This window comes from Franconibacter helveticus LMG 23732, assembly GCF_000463115.2.
In the GTDB taxonomy this organism is placed as follows: Bacteria; Pseudomonadota; Gammaproteobacteria; order Enterobacterales; family Enterobacteriaceae; genus Franconibacter; species Franconibacter helveticus.
Genome location: NZ_AWFX01000057.1, coordinates 241,764 through 256,417, shown reverse-complemented (window position 1 = coordinate 256,417; position 14,654 = coordinate 241,764). Strand labels below are relative to the sequence as shown.

13 protein-coding genes are annotated in these 14,654 nt (G+C 57.6%); 5 read left to right on the top strand and 8 right to left on the bottom strand.

All coding sequences use genetic code 11. The annotated features are described in order from the left end of the window. Positions 1–94: 94 nt before the first annotated feature. Together tpiA and DW56_RS20625 are read right to left on the bottom strand one after the other, a co-directional pair. Positions 95–862, bottom strand: a complete 768-nt coding sequence (gene tpiA / locus DW56_RS20630) for a triose-phosphate isomerase (RefSeq protein ID WP_024553626.1) — start codon at positions 860–862, stop codon at positions 95–97. A 107-nt stretch (positions 863–969) separates the two neighbouring features. Continuing rightward, the gene (locus DW56_RS20625; protein WP_024553627.1) at positions 970–1,569 is read right to left on the bottom strand and encodes a DUF1454 family protein; all 600 of its coding nucleotides are present in this window, start codon (positions 1,567–1,569) and stop codon (positions 970–972) included. A 112-nt stretch (positions 1,570–1,681) separates the two neighbouring features. Here DW56_RS20625 and DW56_RS20620 point away from each other — a divergent pair, with 112 nt between their 5' ends. After that, entirely contained in the window at positions 1,682–2,101 is a 420-nt protein-coding gene (locus DW56_RS20620; RefSeq protein ID WP_024553628.1) for a DUF805 domain-containing protein, read from the top strand. A gap of 2 nt (positions 2,102–2,103) precedes the next feature. On the opposite strand, the gene fpr is transcribed toward DW56_RS20620, so the two are convergent. The 5 genes from fpr to DW56_RS20595 form a co-directional block, all read right to left on the bottom strand. Continuing rightward, positions 2,104–2,850: a ferredoxin--NADP(+) reductase gene (fpr, locus tag DW56_RS20615; RefSeq protein ID WP_024553629.1), complete on the bottom strand. Its 747-nt coding sequence runs from the start codon at positions 2,848–2,850 to the stop codon at positions 2,104–2,106. 94 nt (positions 2,851–2,944) lie between these two features. Continuing rightward, on the bottom strand, positions 2,945–3,955 hold the full coding sequence (gene glpX, locus DW56_RS20610) for a class II fructose-bisphosphatase (RefSeq protein WP_024553630.1): 1,011 nt from the start codon (positions 3,953–3,955) through the stop codon (positions 2,945–2,947). A 108-nt stretch (positions 3,956–4,063) separates the two neighbouring features. Further along, the gene (gene mtlR, locus DW56_RS20605) at positions 4,064–4,606 is read right to left on the bottom strand and encodes a mannitol operon repressor MtlR (protein WP_024553631.1); all 543 of its coding nucleotides are present in this window, start codon (positions 4,604–4,606) and stop codon (positions 4,064–4,066) included. Positions 4,607–4,654: 48 nt separating this feature from the next. After that, a complete protein-coding gene (gene mtlD, locus DW56_RS20600; RefSeq protein ID WP_024553632.1) occupies positions 4,655–5,803 on the bottom strand; it encodes a mannitol-1-phosphate 5-dehydrogenase in 1,149 nt (382 codons plus the stop codon). A gap of 167 nt (positions 5,804–5,970) precedes the next feature. Further along, complete coding sequence (locus tag DW56_RS20595) at positions 5,971–7,899, bottom strand: PTS mannitol transporter subunit IICBA (protein WP_024562032.1); 1,929 nt, start codon at positions 7,897–7,899, stop codon at positions 5,971–5,973. A gap of 489 nt (positions 7,900–8,388) precedes the next feature. Here DW56_RS20595 and DW56_RS20590 point away from each other — a divergent pair, with 489 nt between their 5' ends. The 4 genes from DW56_RS20590 to yiaY all read left to right on the top strand — a co-directional run bounded on the left by DW56_RS20590 (position 8,389) and on the right by yiaY (position 13,708). Beyond that, positions 8,389–8,997, top strand: coding sequence for a glutathione S-transferase (locus tag DW56_RS20590; protein ID WP_024553634.1), 609 nt, complete (start codon positions 8,389–8,391; stop codon positions 8,995–8,997). 124 nt (positions 8,998–9,121) lie between these two features. Beyond that, positions 9,122–10,513 carry an L-seryl-tRNA(Sec) selenium transferase gene (gene selA / locus DW56_RS20585; protein WP_024553635.1) on the top strand — a complete coding sequence of 464 codons (1,392 nt, stop codon included), beginning with the start codon at positions 9,122–9,124 and terminating at the stop codon, positions 10,511–10,513. Continuing rightward, positions 10,510–12,357 (top strand): selenocysteine-specific translation elongation factor, encoded by a 1,848-nt coding sequence (selB, locus tag DW56_RS20580; protein WP_024553636.1) that lies wholly within the window; start codon positions 10,510–10,512, stop codon positions 12,355–12,357. Before selA ends, selB begins: the two co-directional genes overlap by 4 nt. Positions 12,358–12,556: 199 nt before the next feature. Then, positions 12,557–13,708 carry an L-threonine dehydrogenase gene (gene yiaY, locus DW56_RS20575; RefSeq protein WP_024553637.1) on the top strand — a complete coding sequence of 384 codons (1,152 nt, stop codon included), beginning with the start codon at positions 12,557–12,559 and terminating at the stop codon, positions 13,706–13,708. Positions 13,709–13,732: 24 nt separating this feature from the next. On the opposite strand, the gene DW56_RS20570 is transcribed toward yiaY, so the two are convergent. Then, positions 13,733–14,605 carry an ROK family protein gene (locus DW56_RS20570; RefSeq protein ID WP_024553638.1) on the bottom strand — a complete coding sequence of 291 codons (873 nt, stop codon included), beginning with the start codon at positions 14,603–14,605 and terminating at the stop codon, positions 13,733–13,735. Positions 14,606–14,654: the final 49 nt, after the last annotated feature.

Here is a 14,654-nt window from a genome sequence, read left to right as displayed (position 1 = left end):
CAGGCTTCTTGGCAAGCTCTGAATGAAAAAGCCCGGGAGCAGGGCTGCCGGGCTTTAAAACGCATGGCGGGGAACCCCGCCGCAGCGATAATTTTTACGCCTGCTTAGCTTGCGCCGCAGCTTTCACGATCACTGCGAAAGCGTCTGCTTTCAGCGATGCGCCGCCGACCAGCGCGCCGTCGATATCCGGCTGGGTGAACAGCTCGGCGGCGTTAGCGGCGTTTACGGAACCGCCGTACTGAATGATAACCTGCTCAGCGATTTTAGCGTCGGCCTTCGCGATGTGGTCGCGGATGAACTTATGCACCGCCTGCGCCTGCGCCGGGGTAGCGGATTTGCCAGTACCGATAGCCCATACCGGTTCGTAAGCAATCACTACGCCTTCGAAAGCCGCTGCGCCCTGGGTTTTCAGAACGGCGTCAATCTGGCGAGCGCAAACTTCTTCGGTTTTACCCGCTTCGTTTTCCGCTTCGGTTTCACCGATGCACAGTACCGGCACCAGACCCTGCTCTTTCAGCACCGCGAATTTCTTCGCGATGAACTCGTCAGATTCAGCGTGGTAAGTACGACGCTCGGAGTGACCGATAATAATGTACTTCGCGCCGATATCTTTCAGCATTTCCGCGGAAGTTTCGCCAGTGAACGCGCCGGAGAGGTTAACGTCGACGTTCTGCGCGCCAAGAATGATATGGCTGCCCGCAGCGGCCTGCTTCGCCAGGTCCAGGTACATCGCCGGCGGGGCGATAGCCACGTCACAGCCGGTTACGCCTGCCAGCTCTTTACGCAGGTTGCCGATAAGCTCGTTAACCATATGGCGGTTACCGTTGAGTTTCCAGTTACCCATCACTAAAGGATGTCGCATTTTTCTTCTCCACGCGCTAAGCGAATTAAGGAATATTGCTGCCCTTCAGGGCAGCGCGGTCTGTGAAACAGTATAGAGATTCGCATGCGGAAAGGCTTTGCTTTTTGTCATTTATTGTTCCCTTCCAGTGCGTCGGTAAGAGCGAGCTTAATCGGTTCAACAGCGAAAGTTAGCCCCTTTTCGCCGCTGTCTGAGACAACATAGCGAATCGCGCCTTCCGTCTGGCTATAGTAGCGCTGGTTTTTGGCGGCGCTCAGCAAACGGGTCAGCCGCGCCTGGCTTTGCGCAGCGGAAAGCCCCGGCGTAAAGCTTCTTAATACTGCCGCCATATACTGGAGCGCTTTCGCTCGGGCGGCTTTCTGTTCCGGCCCCTGAATCGGCAGCCAGGTGACTTGCATGCTTTTAATTTTTAAGGTGCCGCGCTCAAGCGCCGTGGAGGCGTAAAGGTTTTCGTTAATTTTGGTCGCCGCCCGGGTGAGGTTGGTCTTATCGCGGCTGGATGCAATAGCGCGAAATTCATTCAACGGCAACGCAGGATTCGTAGTATTGAATTGTTCCCGGAAGCGGGAGATGGTGATATCGAAGACGGGCGCGCCTGGCAATAAATAGGGCGCAGCGGGCGCGACGCTTTCCCCGGAGGCCCGCGCTCCGGCATAGTCTGGCGCCAGCGGCAGCAGCAATAATAAGGCATATAACAAAAACTTCATGACACCCACTCCCGGTTGCTCGTCAGTGCGATTAAATCGGGAAGCGGCGAGCTTGTCAAAAAGGCGCTGCGCCAGGGTAAACTACGCGGCACTACGATAAAAGGAAGGTGGCATGACCCTACAGCAATGGTTGTTTTCATTTAAAGGCCGTATTGGCCGACGTGATTTTTGGATATGGGTTGTTTTATGGCTGGTCGCCATGGCGGCGCTGTTTACCCTTGCGGGAAGCAACCTGCTTAATTCGCAAACAGCGGCGTTTATGCTGGTCTGCTTGCTGTGGCCGACAGCGGCGGTCATGGTAAAACGCCTGCACGATCGTGGGAAATCGGGAGCCTGGGCGTTTTTACTTATCCTCGCCTGGATGCTGCTGGCAGGCAACTGGGTCATGTTGACCGGCGTCTGGCAGTGGGCGGTGGGGCGCTTTATTCCCACGCTTATCATTGTGATGATGGTGCTCGACCTGGGGGCGTTTATCGGCACCCAGGGCGAGAACAAGTACGGGAAAGAGACGCTGGATGTAAAATACCGCTGAGCTTACCAGTAATGTTCAGCAGTCATATGGCCCGGCCGGCGGCGTAAATGTTTGGTCATCTGCCGGGTATCTTTCAGCAACTGTTGCGTATCGCGCACCATTTGCGGGTTGCCGCAAAGCATCACATGGCTGGTCTGGGTGTTCATCGGCAGCCCGACCGCCTCTTCCAGCGCGCCGCTCTCAATGAGCGCGGGCACGCGCCCCGTCAGCGAACCGGCTACCTCTTCGCGGCTTACCACCGTCTGGATGCGGACTTTTCCTTCGTATCGCTGCTGCAATTCCAGCATGAGCGGTAAATAGCTTAAATCCTGCGCGTAGCGCACGGCATGCACCAGCACGATATTTTTAAAGCGCTCCAGATCTTTGCCTTCCTGCAAAATCGAAAGGTAAGGGCCGATAGCCGTACCCGTCGCCAGCATCCACAGCGTTTCGCAATCGGGTACCTCTTCCAGCACAAAAAAGCCCGCTGCGTCGCTAACCAGCATGACTTCGTCGCCAGGCTGCATGGCATGCAGGCGCGGGCTTAGTTTGCCTTCCGGCACGGTGACCAGATAAAACTCCAGGTCCGGGCTGCCAGGCGGGTTAACATAGGAATAGGCGCGCTGCACGCGCTCGCCGTCTATTTCCAGCGCCAGCTTGGTGAATTGCCCTGCGGTGAACGGCGCCACAGGCGCGTGAACAACGAGAGAAAAAAGCGCGTCGGTCCAGTGCTCGACTCTGACAACTTTACCGGTGACCCAATCCGCCATCTTGCACTCCTGTCATGACTTTTGTTTTATCTTCGCCAGAGGCGGCGGAGATTTCCAGCCCGGCGGGGCCGGAAAGCTCATTCAGACAAATGATTTAAAGTATATGCGTCTGTACGTTCGGGTCTTTGCGATCCAGATAATGAATCGACTTAATGCGGCGAATGGTGCGGGATTTGCCGCGAATAAGCAGCGTCTCGGTGGTGGCGATATTGCCTTTGCGGCTGATGCCGTCCAGCAGATCGCCTTTGGTTATGCCGGTCGCGGAAAAAATCACGTTGTCGCTGCGCGCCATGTCGTCAAGACGCAACACTTTATCCGCTCTAATGCCCATCTGCCGGCAGCGTTCCAGTTCCTGCTCGCCAATAGCGCGGTTCTCCGGCGTATCGCCTTTAACCTGATGACGCGCCAGCAGGCGCCCCTGCATGTCGCCATCCAGCGCGCGGATCACCGCGGCGGAAACCACCCCTTCCGGCGCGCCGCCAATGCCGTAAAGCACATCCACTTCGCTGTCGGGCATGCAGGTAAGGATAGAGGCCGCGACATCGCCGTCGGGAATGGCGAACACGCGAACGCCAAGCTGCTGCAATTCGGAAATAACCTCATCATGGCGGGGCTTGGCAAGGATCGTGACTGTCAGTTCGCACAGCGGCTTATGCAGCGCGCTGGCGATGTTATAGAGGTTTTGCGCCAGCGGCAGAGCCAGGTCGATAGCGCCTTTCGCGCCAGGACCGACAATCAGCTTTTCCATGTACATATCCGGCGCGTTCAGGAAACTGCCTTTATCGCCTACCGCCAGCACCGCCAGCGCGTTGGCCTGGCCCATCGCCGTCATGCGGGTGCCTTCGATCGGGTCGACGGCGATATCCACCGCGTCGCCGTTGCCGGTGCCGACCTGTTCGCCGATATACAACATCGGCGCTTCGTCTATCTCGCCTTCGCCAATCACGATGCGGCCATCAATATTGACCTGGTTGAGCATAATGCGCATAGCGTGTACGGCGGCGCCGTCAGCGGCGTTTTTATCGCCGCGGCCAAGCCACTTGTAACCCGCCAGGGCGGCGGCTTCCGTTACGCGGGAAAATTCGATTGCCAGCTCTCGTCTCATAACACGTTTTCACAAAGTAAATTGCGACGGAGTTTAGCACAGCGGGGGAAAGACCTGACATCTGGCAGGGCAAGCGCAGGGTGACGAGAAGCCGCGTCACCGCCGGGATTATTTCTTCTGGAAGGCTTTTTTTAAGCTGATTTTAGAAATCAGCTCAGTGAGCGAGAGCACCATGGTGGAGCGCAGCATTTGCTGGTAACGCTGCTTTTGCATCGCCAGCAGTTCCACATCGCCGCCTTCAATCAGGGTCGGGGCGGGCGGCAGCGCGGCGACGCAGTGCAGTTCGCCAAAGGGGCCGAGGATCTCATCATCGGTGAACAGATATTCACTACCGTCATGATTCAGCTCTTCGCGCAGCGCCATCAGCAGTTCGCAGTCTTCATATTCCGCGCGGCTGATAACGCCAAGACCGTAAATAAGCTTAAGACGCACGGAGAGATCGCCAAGCGGGCCATCGCCATCAAGCAACGGCTCGACGGCATATTTCACCGCGTAGTCATCTTTGCGGAACACCTGAAGCACCAGAATGTTCACCGCCTCGGTCAGGAGATCGACGGCGGCAATCAACAGGCTTCTTACGGTTTTGCCAGCATTCAGACGCTCAAGCACTCGGTTTTCAAAGGCCTGTGTTTCTTCCATCGTTGCCTGCATATCTGACAATAAAACGCCGGGCGCAGACTCAGCCGCGCCCGGTACTCATTACGCTTTCGCGTTGTATTCCTGAATGATTTCAGCAACCACGTCGCTGCCTGCGTCGAGGCCGGAAATCTGCACCAGCGTCTCTTTCGCGCCCTGCTTTTCGATAAGCTCCGCCAGCTCCTGCGCCTGCGGATCCTGCTCGCTGCGATAATGCATCGCGGCGGCAATGCCTTTCACCAGGTTATGGTTTGGCAGCGTATATTCCAGCGTGCCGAGCAGCGGTTTGATTAAGCGATCGCCCGCATTCAGCTTACGCAGCGGCTGACGACCCACACGCTCCACATCATCTTTCAGATACGGGTTTTCAAAGCGGCCAAGGATTTTCTCGATGTAGGCGGCGTGCTTCGCATCGTCAAAGCCGTAGCGCTTAATCAGCACCGCGCCGCTTTCTTCCATCGCGCCCCTGACCACCAGCCGGATTTTCTCATCCAGGATAGCGTCGCGAATGGTCTGATGACCGGCCAGTTTTCCGAGGTAGGCGGTTATAGCATGCCCGGTGTTCAGCGTGAAGAGTTTACGCTCGACGAAAGCCATCAGGTTATCGGTCGGCTCCATGCCCGCGATGGTCGGCAGCTCGCCTTTAAACTGCGTTTTATCGACGATCCACTCGCTGAATGTCTCAACGGTCACTTCCAGCGGATCGTTGGTGGCGGAAGCCGCAGGCGGCACAATGCGGTCTACTGCTGAGTCAACGAAGCCCACGTGTTCTTCCACCCAGGCGATATCTTCCTGCGCCAGCGCTTTCAGCACATGATCTTTTAACTGCGTGGTGCCGCGCACCATGTTTTCGCAGGCGATAATGTTCAGCGGCTTGTCGTTGCCCTGCGCTTTGCGCTTTGCCAGCCCTTTGGCGATAGTCGGGGCGATACGCTCCAGCACAACCGGGCCGACAGCAGTAGTAACCAGATCGACCTGCGCGATAAGCCCGACAACCTCGTCGCCTACGCTACTGACCGCGTTTACGCCCGTTACGGTATCGACTTGTTCCTGCTCGCCTACGACATGAACCTGGTAGCTATGACGTTCGTTCAATGCGTCGAGCACAGCCTGGTTAACATCGGCGAAAGTCAGCTCAATGCCTGCGTCCGCCAACAGTTTGCCGATAAAGCCACGTCCGATATTACCTGCGCCAAAATGTAATGCTTTCATTGTCTGAACCTTCTTAAACTTGAGTCGTTCGCCCGAGAGGGCTGGGGAAAGAGGTGTTGCAGAACTCCCTTTCCCTGGCCCTCTCCCGAGGGGGAGAGGGAAGGGTTGCCCTGGTGCAGGCAAAACCTTCAACTTAAAACGGGAGAGGAAAGCCTCTCCCAAAATCATCAGGCCGCTTTTTTCCCGCCCAACAGGTCAAGGACTTCCTGAACGCTGGTGGTGTGCGCCAGACGTTCAATCACGGTTTCATCATCCAGCGCGTTAGTCAGGCTGGTGATAACCTGGATATGTTCATTGTTGCGCGCTGCGATACCGATAACCAGACGGGCGATTTCATCGTCTTCATCGCCGAAACGCACGCCTTCCGGGTACTGGCAGAAGACAACGCCGGTTTTCAGTACGCGGTCTTTCGCTTCCACCGTGCCGTGCGGAACCGCGATAGATTCGCCCAGGTAAGTCGGGGTCAGCTTTTCGCGCTCCAGCATCGCTTCTACATATTCCGGCTGCACATAGCCGCCTTTCACCAGTTGCTCGCCCGCGAAGCGGATAGCCTCTTCTTTTGTGGCGGCGGTACGGCCAAGGAAGATGTTTTCCGCGCCCAGTTTGAACAGGTTGTTGCTGTTATCGTCAAAGCTGTCCTGCAAGCTGGTACGTACTTTCTCTTCATGCTCGGTATGGCGCTGCGCGGCGACCAGGCGCTCGGTCAGGCTGGCGTACAGGCCGCTGTCGAGGAAGTTAGTCAGCGAAATGTGCTGCGCCTGCGGCGCCTGGCGCATAGCGCGCTCAGTCAGATCGCGGTGGGTGATCACCACGTCCACATCGGAAGGCAGGCTGTTAATCGCGCTGTTGGTGACCGAAATATTACTCAGGCCCGCATCCTGCACTTTCTTACGCAGTACGCCCGCACCCATTGCGCTGGAACCCATACCGGCGTCGCAGGCGACGATGATTTTGCGCACGTGGCTCAGGTCATTAGTCACTTCGCCAGCTGACAGCGGCGTGGCGGTCGCTGCGCCTTTAGACTGCGCTTTCATATCCTGCATACGACGGGTCGCTGCTTCCAGATCGTCTTCCTCTTTCACTTTGCTGGTTTTCAGCAGGATAGCGGAGATAACAAAGGAAACCGCCATGGCCGCGACGATAGCCGCCAGGTTCGCGAAGTAAGCGCCTTTCGGGGTCATCGCCAGCACCGCCAGGATAGAACCCGGAGAAGCCGGAGAAACCAGGCCGCCGTTCAGCACGCTCAGGGTAAACACGCCGGTCATGCCGCCGAGAATAACGGCAATCAGCAGACGCGGGTTCATCAGCACGTAAGGGAAGTAAATTTCGTGGATACCGCCCAGGAAGTGGATGATAGCCGCGCCGCCCGCAGACTGTTTAGCGCTGCCGCGACCAAAGAAAATATACGCCAGCAGCACGCCCATGCCCGGACCCGGGTTAGCTTCAATCAGGAAGAAGATAGACTTGCCAAGCTCATGGGACTGCTGAATGCCCAGCGGCGAGAAAATACCGTGGTTGATGGCGTTATTGAGGAACAGGATCTTCGCCGGTTCAACAAAGATAGACGCCAGCGGCAACATGTCGTGAACCACCATGAAGTTCACGCCCGCAGCCAGCGCTTTGGAGAGCACTTCAACCGCCGGGCCGATGCCGAGGAACGCCAGAATCGCCAGGAGCATGCCGATGATGCCGGCAGAGAAGTTGTTCACCAGCATTTCGAAGCCGGACTTGATCTTGCCATCAACCCAGACGTCAAAACGTTTAATCGCCCAGCCGCCCAGCGGACCGGCAATCATCGCGCCAAGGAACATCGGCATATCCGCGCCCACAATCACGCCCATCGTCGTAATTGCGCCGACAACGCCGCCGCGATCGCCGCCAACCAGACGCCCGCCGGTATAACCGATAAGCAGCGGCAGCAGATAAGTAATCATCGGGCCGACCAGCTTCGCCAGCGTCTCGTTCGGCCACCATCCTGTCGGAATAAATAAAGCGGTGATAATACCCCATGCGATAAACGCGCCGATATTGGGCATTACCATATTGCTGAGAAAGCGACCAAAGCTTTGCACTCTGATCTTGATATCGGATGACATAAAACACCCCTTCTTATGGTTACGCGCAGGCCAGCTGCCCGAGGTTTATTGTTAACGTGGCGGCAGAGGTAGCCGGCCGAATGCTCTGGATGACGCGAATCTGGCACCGAAAGAGGGAACTGTCCAGATGGTGGAATGGAGTGTGATCTACATCACATGAAGTTGGGGTGAGCAGGGGGCTAACTAGTGATGTCAGTCACAAAATTAATGTGTAAAAAAAGAACGATGCCGAATTTATGAACATAAAACCTAAGAATATGTGAACTTAATCACCTTTTTGTGTGATGTATTTGTTTTTATTTTGTGATCTTGGTCACATGCGATTTTTCCTTCTTTTCGCCGTCTGTGATCGATCGCAAAGTGTCCGGCTGCGTATCTCAACGCTGTAACTTAATTACAGCGATTATAGCCTGTGACGTCCCGCCTGCTTTTAACGTAACCTGAGCCATACTTAGCCACTGTTGGCGTTAACGCATAAAGGAGCAGGCCATGAAGCTTATCGGCAGTTATACCAGCCCGTTTGTCCGCAAAATTTCGGTCATTCTGCTGGAGAAAGGCATTACTTTCGAATTCGTCAATGAATCGCCTTATGCTGAGCAAAGCGGCGTGGCGCAATATAACCCCTTAGGCAAAGTGCCTGCGCTGGTGACCGACAACGGCGAGCAATGGTTTGATTCGCCGATCATCGCCCAGTATCTGGAACAGCTTAGCGTCGCTCCCGCGCTGTTGCCGGACGACCCGCTCGAGGCCTTAAAAGTGCGCCAGCTGGAAGCGCTGGCGGACGGCATTATGGACGCCGGGCTGGTGCACGTGCGCGAATTGCAGCGTCCGGCGGCGCAGCAATCAGAGACAGAGCTGCTGCGCCAGCGGGAAAAAATCAGCCGCGCGCTGGATGCGCTGGAGCAGTATGCCGCCGACGGCACGCTGAAGGCGGAGAAGCTGACTATCGCGACCATCGCCGTGGCGTGCGCCATTGGCTATCTTAACTTTCGTCGCGTATCGCCTGGCTGGTGCGTCAACCGCCCGCATCTGGTGAAACTGGTAGAAACCTTATTTCAGCGCGAAAGCTTCGCCCGTACTGAACCGCCTAAAACCTGAGAGCTGTCACGCGCTTTCCCCTCCCGGCGTCAACACGCCGGGTTTAGTTTTAAGCGCCGCGGCACCTGAATCTCCCGCTATTTGGTGGTAGATTAGCGCTAAATTCAGCCAACCCTTACTTTCCATGACAAGCGATACCCCTTCACTTTACAGCCAGCTTCCCGCCACTGACCGACTGCTGCGCGATGCGGCGTTTCAACCCGCGCTTGAACGTTACGGCCATCGCCAGGTTGTCGATATGCTGCGCGCCTTGCAGGATGAAGCGCGCCAGGCAATCCGTGAACAGCAGGCACTGCCCGGCTGGTGCGTCGACTGGGCGAAAGAGACGATTTCTCGCCTCGGGAGCCGCGCGCAGAGCGCTTTACGCCCGGTCTATAACCTTTCCGGCACGGTGCTGCATACCAATCTTGGCCGCGCTTTACAGGCGCAGGAAGCGGTTGACGCCGTCGCCCAGGCGATGCGCTCTCCCGTCACGCTGGAATACGATCTCGACGGCGCCGGGCGCGGTCACCGTGACCGGGCGCTGGCTGATCTGCTTTGTCAGCTTACCGGCGCGGAAGACGCCTGCATCGTCAATAACAACGCGGCGGCAGTATTGCTGATGCTGGCGGCTACGGCGGCAGGCCAGGAGGTGGTTGTTTCGCGCGGCGAGCTGGTGGAAATAGGCGGCGCATTCCGCATTCCCGATGTCATGCGCCAGGCGGGATGCAGGCTTGTAGAAGTGGGAACCACTAACCGCACCCACCTGAAAGATTATCATCAGGCCGTAGGCGAAGACACTGCGCTGTTGATGAAGGTGCATACCAGTAATTACCACATCGAAGGCTTCACCAAAGCGGTGGAAGAGAGCGAGCTTGCGAGCCTCGGCGAAGCGCTGGGCATGCCGGTCATCGCCGATCTCGGCAGCGGTTCGCTTATCGACTTAAGCCAGTACGGCCTGCCGAAGGAGCCGGTGGTAAGCGACCTAATTCAGGCAGGCGTAAGCCTGGTGAGTTTTTCCGGCGACAAGCTGACTGGCGGGCCGCAGGCGGGAATTATTGTCGGCAAAAAAGCGCTTATCGAGCGCTTGCAGGCGCATCCGCTCAAGCGTGCGCTGCGCGCCGATAAGATGACGCTGGCGGCCCTTGAGGCGACGCTTCGCCTTTATCTTCAGCCGGAAACGCTGGCGCAGAAGCTGCCTACGCTGCGCCTGCTGACCCGCAGCGCCGGGGCTATTGAAGAACAGGCGCTGCGGCTGCTGCCTGCTTTGCAAACGCGCTACGCGGCGGAATTCACGGTGCAGGTTATGCCTTGCCTGTCGCAAATCGGCAGCGGCTCGCTGCCGGTGGATCGTCTGCCGGGCGCGGCGCTGACCTTTACGCCGGTCGATGGGCGCGGCAGCCGCCTTAATGCGCTGGCGGAGCGCTGGCGGCGGCTGCAAAAACCGGTGATTGGCCGCATTTACGACGGCCGCTTATGGCTTGATTTACGCTGCCTTGAAGACGAGGCGGGACTGATGGAGATGTTGTTGCAATGATTATCGCCACCGCAGGTCATGTGGACCATGGCAAAACAACGCTGCTCGAAAGGCTGACCGGGGTAAACGCCGACCGCCTGCCGGAAGAGAAAAAGCGCGGCATGACTATCGATCTCGGTTATGCCTACTGGCCGCAGCCGGATGGCCGCGTTATCGGGTTTATCGACGTGCCCGGGCATGAAAAGTTTCTCGCTAACATGCTGGCGGGCGTGGGAGGAATCGATCACGCCTTGCTGGTGGTGGCCTGTGATGACGGCGTAATGGCGCAAACCCGCGAACACCTGGCGATTTTGCAGCTTACCGGACAACCCGCGTTGACCGTAGCGCTGACCAAAGCGGACCGGGTGGATGAAGCGCGCATTGAGGCGGTGCGCGAAGAGGTGCTGGCAACGCTGCGCGAAGCTGGCTGGCGGGAAGCCGACATTTTTGTTACCGCCGCCGCGCATGACGCTGGCATTGAGGCGTTGCGCGCGCATTTGCGCCAGTTGCCGGAGCGTGAACGCCGCACCGCGCACCGTTTCCGGCTGGCCATAGACCGCGCTTTCAGCGTGAAAGGCGCCGGTCTGGTGGTGACCGGCACCGCGCTTTCCGGCGAGGTTAAAACGGGCGATACCCTCTGGCTCACCGGCGCGGAAAAGCCGATGCGCGTGCGCGGGCTGCATGCGCAGAACCAGCCTGTTGACCAGGCTTACGCCGGGCAGCGTATCGCGCTGAACATTAGCGGCGATGCGGAAAAAGCGGATATTACGCGCGGCGACTGGTTGCTTTCGCAAAAGCCGCTGGCGGCGGCGGAACGGGTTATTGTCACACTCCAGCGCCACGCCCCGTTGCAGCAGTGGCAGCCGCTGCATATACACCATGCCGCGAGCCATATCACCGGGCGCGTCTCGCTGCTTGAGGGCGATCTGGCGGAGCTGGTGCTGGATTCCCCGCTCTGGCTTGCGGATAACGACCGGCTGGTGCTGCGCGATATCAGCGCCCGCGTTACGCTTGCGGGCGCGCAGGTGGTGGCGCTGGATGCGCCGAAGCGCGGCAAAAGGCAGCCTGAATTTTTAAACTGGCTGGCGAAGCTTGCTCAGGCCACCACCGACGACGGCGCGCTGGCGCTGCACCTTGAGCGCGGCGCTGTTTCGCTGCCGTCGTTCGGCTGGGCGCGACAGCTAACAGACGCCGGGCTGCGTGAGGTCATCGCCACGCAAAAGGTATTGCAGGCGGGGGATTACGCGTTAAGCGAAGGCGTGGCGCAGCGCTGGCGGGAAAAATTACTCGCTACGCTTGCCCGCTACCATGAAAGCCACAGCGAAGAGCCGGGGCCGGGACGCGAGCGGCTGCGCCGTATGGCGCTGCCCTCTGAAGCAGAGCCGCTGGTGCTCGCGCTTATTGAGCAGATGCGCCGCGAAGGCGCGCTGGCCAGCCGCGAAGGGTGGCTGCATCTGCCGGGTCATGAAGCGGGGTTTAACGCCGCTCAGCAAGCCGTCTGGGAAAAAGTAGCGCCGCTGTTTGGCGACGAGCCCTGGTGGGTGCGCGATATGGCGCGCGAAGCGGGTGAAGAAGAGCAGGCGATGCGCCAGCTGTTGCGGCTTGCGGCGCAGCAGGGGTTTATCACCGCGATCGTCAGGGATCGCTATTATCGTCACGATCGGATTGTGGCTTTCGCCGATATGATCCGCGATCTCGATCGGGAAAAAGGCAGCACGGTGGCCGCCGATTTCCGCGACCGCCTCAATGTTGGCCGCAAGCTGGCGATCCAGATACTGGAATACTTTGACCGCATCGGTTTTACCCGCCGCCGCGGCAATGAACATCTGCTGCGCGACAGCGCGCTTTTCCGACGGGTGGAATAACGTAATGGTGTGGAAATAAAAGGAGTTTATTTTCACACTTTATGGCTGTTATTACCGGAAAGGCTATTGATTTATTTATAATTTATTTGAAGCCCTGCTTTTTTCTGTTCCTTTTTCTTAAAAGCAGTTTCTTTGCTTTTTCCCTGCTGGTGATAGGGCTATTTTCGGGGGTGATTACTTCACTATCAGGGAAAACATTATGGCTACCGCGACTTTTTATATCCCCTCAGTCAATATCATTGGTACAAATGGGTTAGATGACGCTCTGGACGCCATGCGCGGCTATGGCTGGCACAACGCGTTAATTGTTACCGACGCTATGCTCAACAAGCTGGGCATGGTGGAAAAGGTGCAGCGAAAGCTGGCGACCCGCGATATCAAAAGCGTTGTTTTTGACGGCACGCATCCTAACCCCACCACCGCGAACGTCGAAGCCGGGCTGGCGTTGTTGAACCAGTACCGCTGCGACTGCGTGATTTCATTGGGCGGCGGTTCGCCGCACGACTGCGCGAAAGGCATTGCGCTGGTGGCGGCAAACGGCGGAAATATTCGCGATTACGAAGGCGTGGACCGTTCAGCGAAACCGCAGGTGCCGATGATAGCCATTAATACCACCGCAGGCACGGCATCGGAGATGACCCGTTTTTGCATCATTACCGACGAAAGCCGGCACGTAAAAATGGCGATTGTCGACAAACACGTTACGCCGGTGCTCTCAGTCAACGATCCGGCGTTAATGGTCGGCATGCCCGCCTCGCTGACAGCGGCGACCGGTATGGATGCGCTTACGCACGCCATTGAAGCTTACGTTTCTACCGCCGCCACCCCCATCACTGACGCCTGCGCGCTGAAGGCAATCGCGATGATTAGCGAGAACCTGACGCATGCGGTTGAGCAAGGCAGCAATATGCTGGCGCGCGAAGCCATGGCTTATGCGCAATTTCTGGCTGGCATGGCTTTTAATAACGCTTCGCTGGGCTATGTACATGCCATGGCGCACCAGCTGGGCGGTTTTTACGATTTGCCGCACGGCGTTTGCAACGCCATTCTGCTGCCGCACGTTCAGCGCTTTAACAGCTCGCTGGCGGCCTCGCGTTTGCGTGACTGCGCACAGGCGCTGGGGTGCGACGTGGCCGGGCTTTCCGCTAAAGAGGGCGCCGCGCTTTGCATTGACGCCATCCAGGCGCTGGCGCGGCAGGTACGCATCCCGGCCGGTTTGCGTGAGCTAAATGTGAAAGAGGAAGATATTCCGGTTCTGGCGACAAACGCATTGAAAGATGCTTGCGGCCTGACGAACCCGATTCAGGCCACACACGAAGAGATCATGGCGATTTTTCACGCCGCCATGTGATATTCCGGCCCCGCCTGCGCGGGGCTATTGTTTACGCACCGCCTGCCAGACTGCGCCGAGTCGGCCCGCCTGGTTGCCCAGTTCGCACGGTTGAATCGGCACGCGCAGCGCGTCCCAGAAAGTGTATTTTTCCAGCGCCCGCTCAAGCATAGGGTAGAGCTTTTGCTGCTGGCACACGCCGCCGCCAATCAGCACCACTTCCGGGTCGAACATAGAAACCACGCTATAAATGCCGCGTGATAAATAGCTTATCCACTTCTCTACCACCTCGCGCAGGTGAACATCGTTTTCCATACGTTCGAAGATCTCTTTGCCATGCAGCGGGGCATCTGCGGGCAGCGCCAGCGCCTGGCGGCTCGCTTCAAGCAACCCGCGCGCCGAGGCGATCTCATGCATGTTTTCGCCATTATCGCCGACTGGCATTACGCCGAATTCGCCAGCGCGAAAGTGGGAGCCGCGCAATAACTGACGCTCCAGAATAATGCCGCCGCCGATGCCGGTGCCGATGGTTATGCAGACTAAGGATTCATACGATTTACCTGCGCCGCGCCACATCTCGCCCAGCGCTGCGCAGTTGGCGTCGTTTTCAATGGTGATGGGCAGGTCTGTCAGCTCGCCGAACATCTCCAGCAGATTTACGCCGTCGAGAAAATCGAGCGCGCCCGCTTTAGGCACTTCGCCGGTATAGGGGTTGATATAGCCGGGAAAGCTAATGCCGATGCCCGCTATCTCCTGCTCCTTTTGATACGTTTCCACCACTTTTTTCCAGGCGTTTTTAAACTCTTCTGCGTCGTAGCTGGTATCAAATTCATCGCTGCTAAGCTCTTCACCCTCTTCGGTAATCAAACCATGTTTGATATGCGAACCGCCTACGTCAAAGCCAATGAAATGCCGCATCATCTTTCCTTATGTGAGCCGTCTCTTTACATTTGAGTATGGTCAGATA

Coding starts and splice junctions, on each gene's coding strand:
- tpiA (WP_024553626.1), bottom strand. CDS start 862: ATGCGACATCCTTTAGTGATGGGTAACTGGAAACTCAACGGTAACCGC.
- DW56_RS20625 (WP_024553627.1), bottom strand. CDS start 1,569: ATGAAGTTTTTGTTATATGCCTTATTATTGCTGCTGCCGCTGGCGCCA.
- DW56_RS20620 (WP_024553628.1), top strand. CDS start 1,682: ATGACCCTACAGCAATGGTTGTTTTCATTTAAAGGCCGTATTGGCCGA.
- fpr (WP_024553629.1), bottom strand. CDS start 2,850: ATGGCGGATTGGGTCACCGGTAAAGTTGTCAGAGTCGAGCACTGGACC.
- glpX (WP_024553630.1), bottom strand. CDS start 3,955: ATGAGACGAGAGCTGGCAATCGAATTTTCCCGCGTAACGGAAGCCGCC.
- mtlR (WP_024553631.1), bottom strand. CDS start 4,606: ATGCAGGCAACGATGGAAGAAACACAGGCCTTTGAAAACCGAGTGCTT.
- mtlD (WP_024553632.1), bottom strand. CDS start 5,803: ATGAAAGCATTACATTTTGGCGCAGGTAATATCGGACGTGGCTTTATC.
- DW56_RS20595 (WP_024562032.1), bottom strand. CDS start 7,899: ATGTCATCCGATATCAAGATCAGAGTGCAAAGCTTTGGTCGCTTTCTC.
- DW56_RS20590 (WP_024553634.1), top strand. CDS start 8,389: ATGAAGCTTATCGGCAGTTATACCAGCCCGTTTGTCCGCAAAATTTCG.
- selA (WP_024553635.1), top strand. CDS start 9,122: ATGACAAGCGATACCCCTTCACTTTACAGCCAGCTTCCCGCCACTGAC.
- selB (WP_024553636.1), top strand. CDS start 10,510: ATGATTATCGCCACCGCAGGTCATGTGGACCATGGCAAAACAACGCTG.
- yiaY (WP_024553637.1), top strand. CDS start 12,557: ATGGCTACCGCGACTTTTTATATCCCCTCAGTCAATATCATTGGTACA.
- DW56_RS20570 (WP_024553638.1), bottom strand. CDS start 14,605: ATGCGGCATTTCATTGGCTTTGACGTAGGCGGTTCGCATATCAAACAT.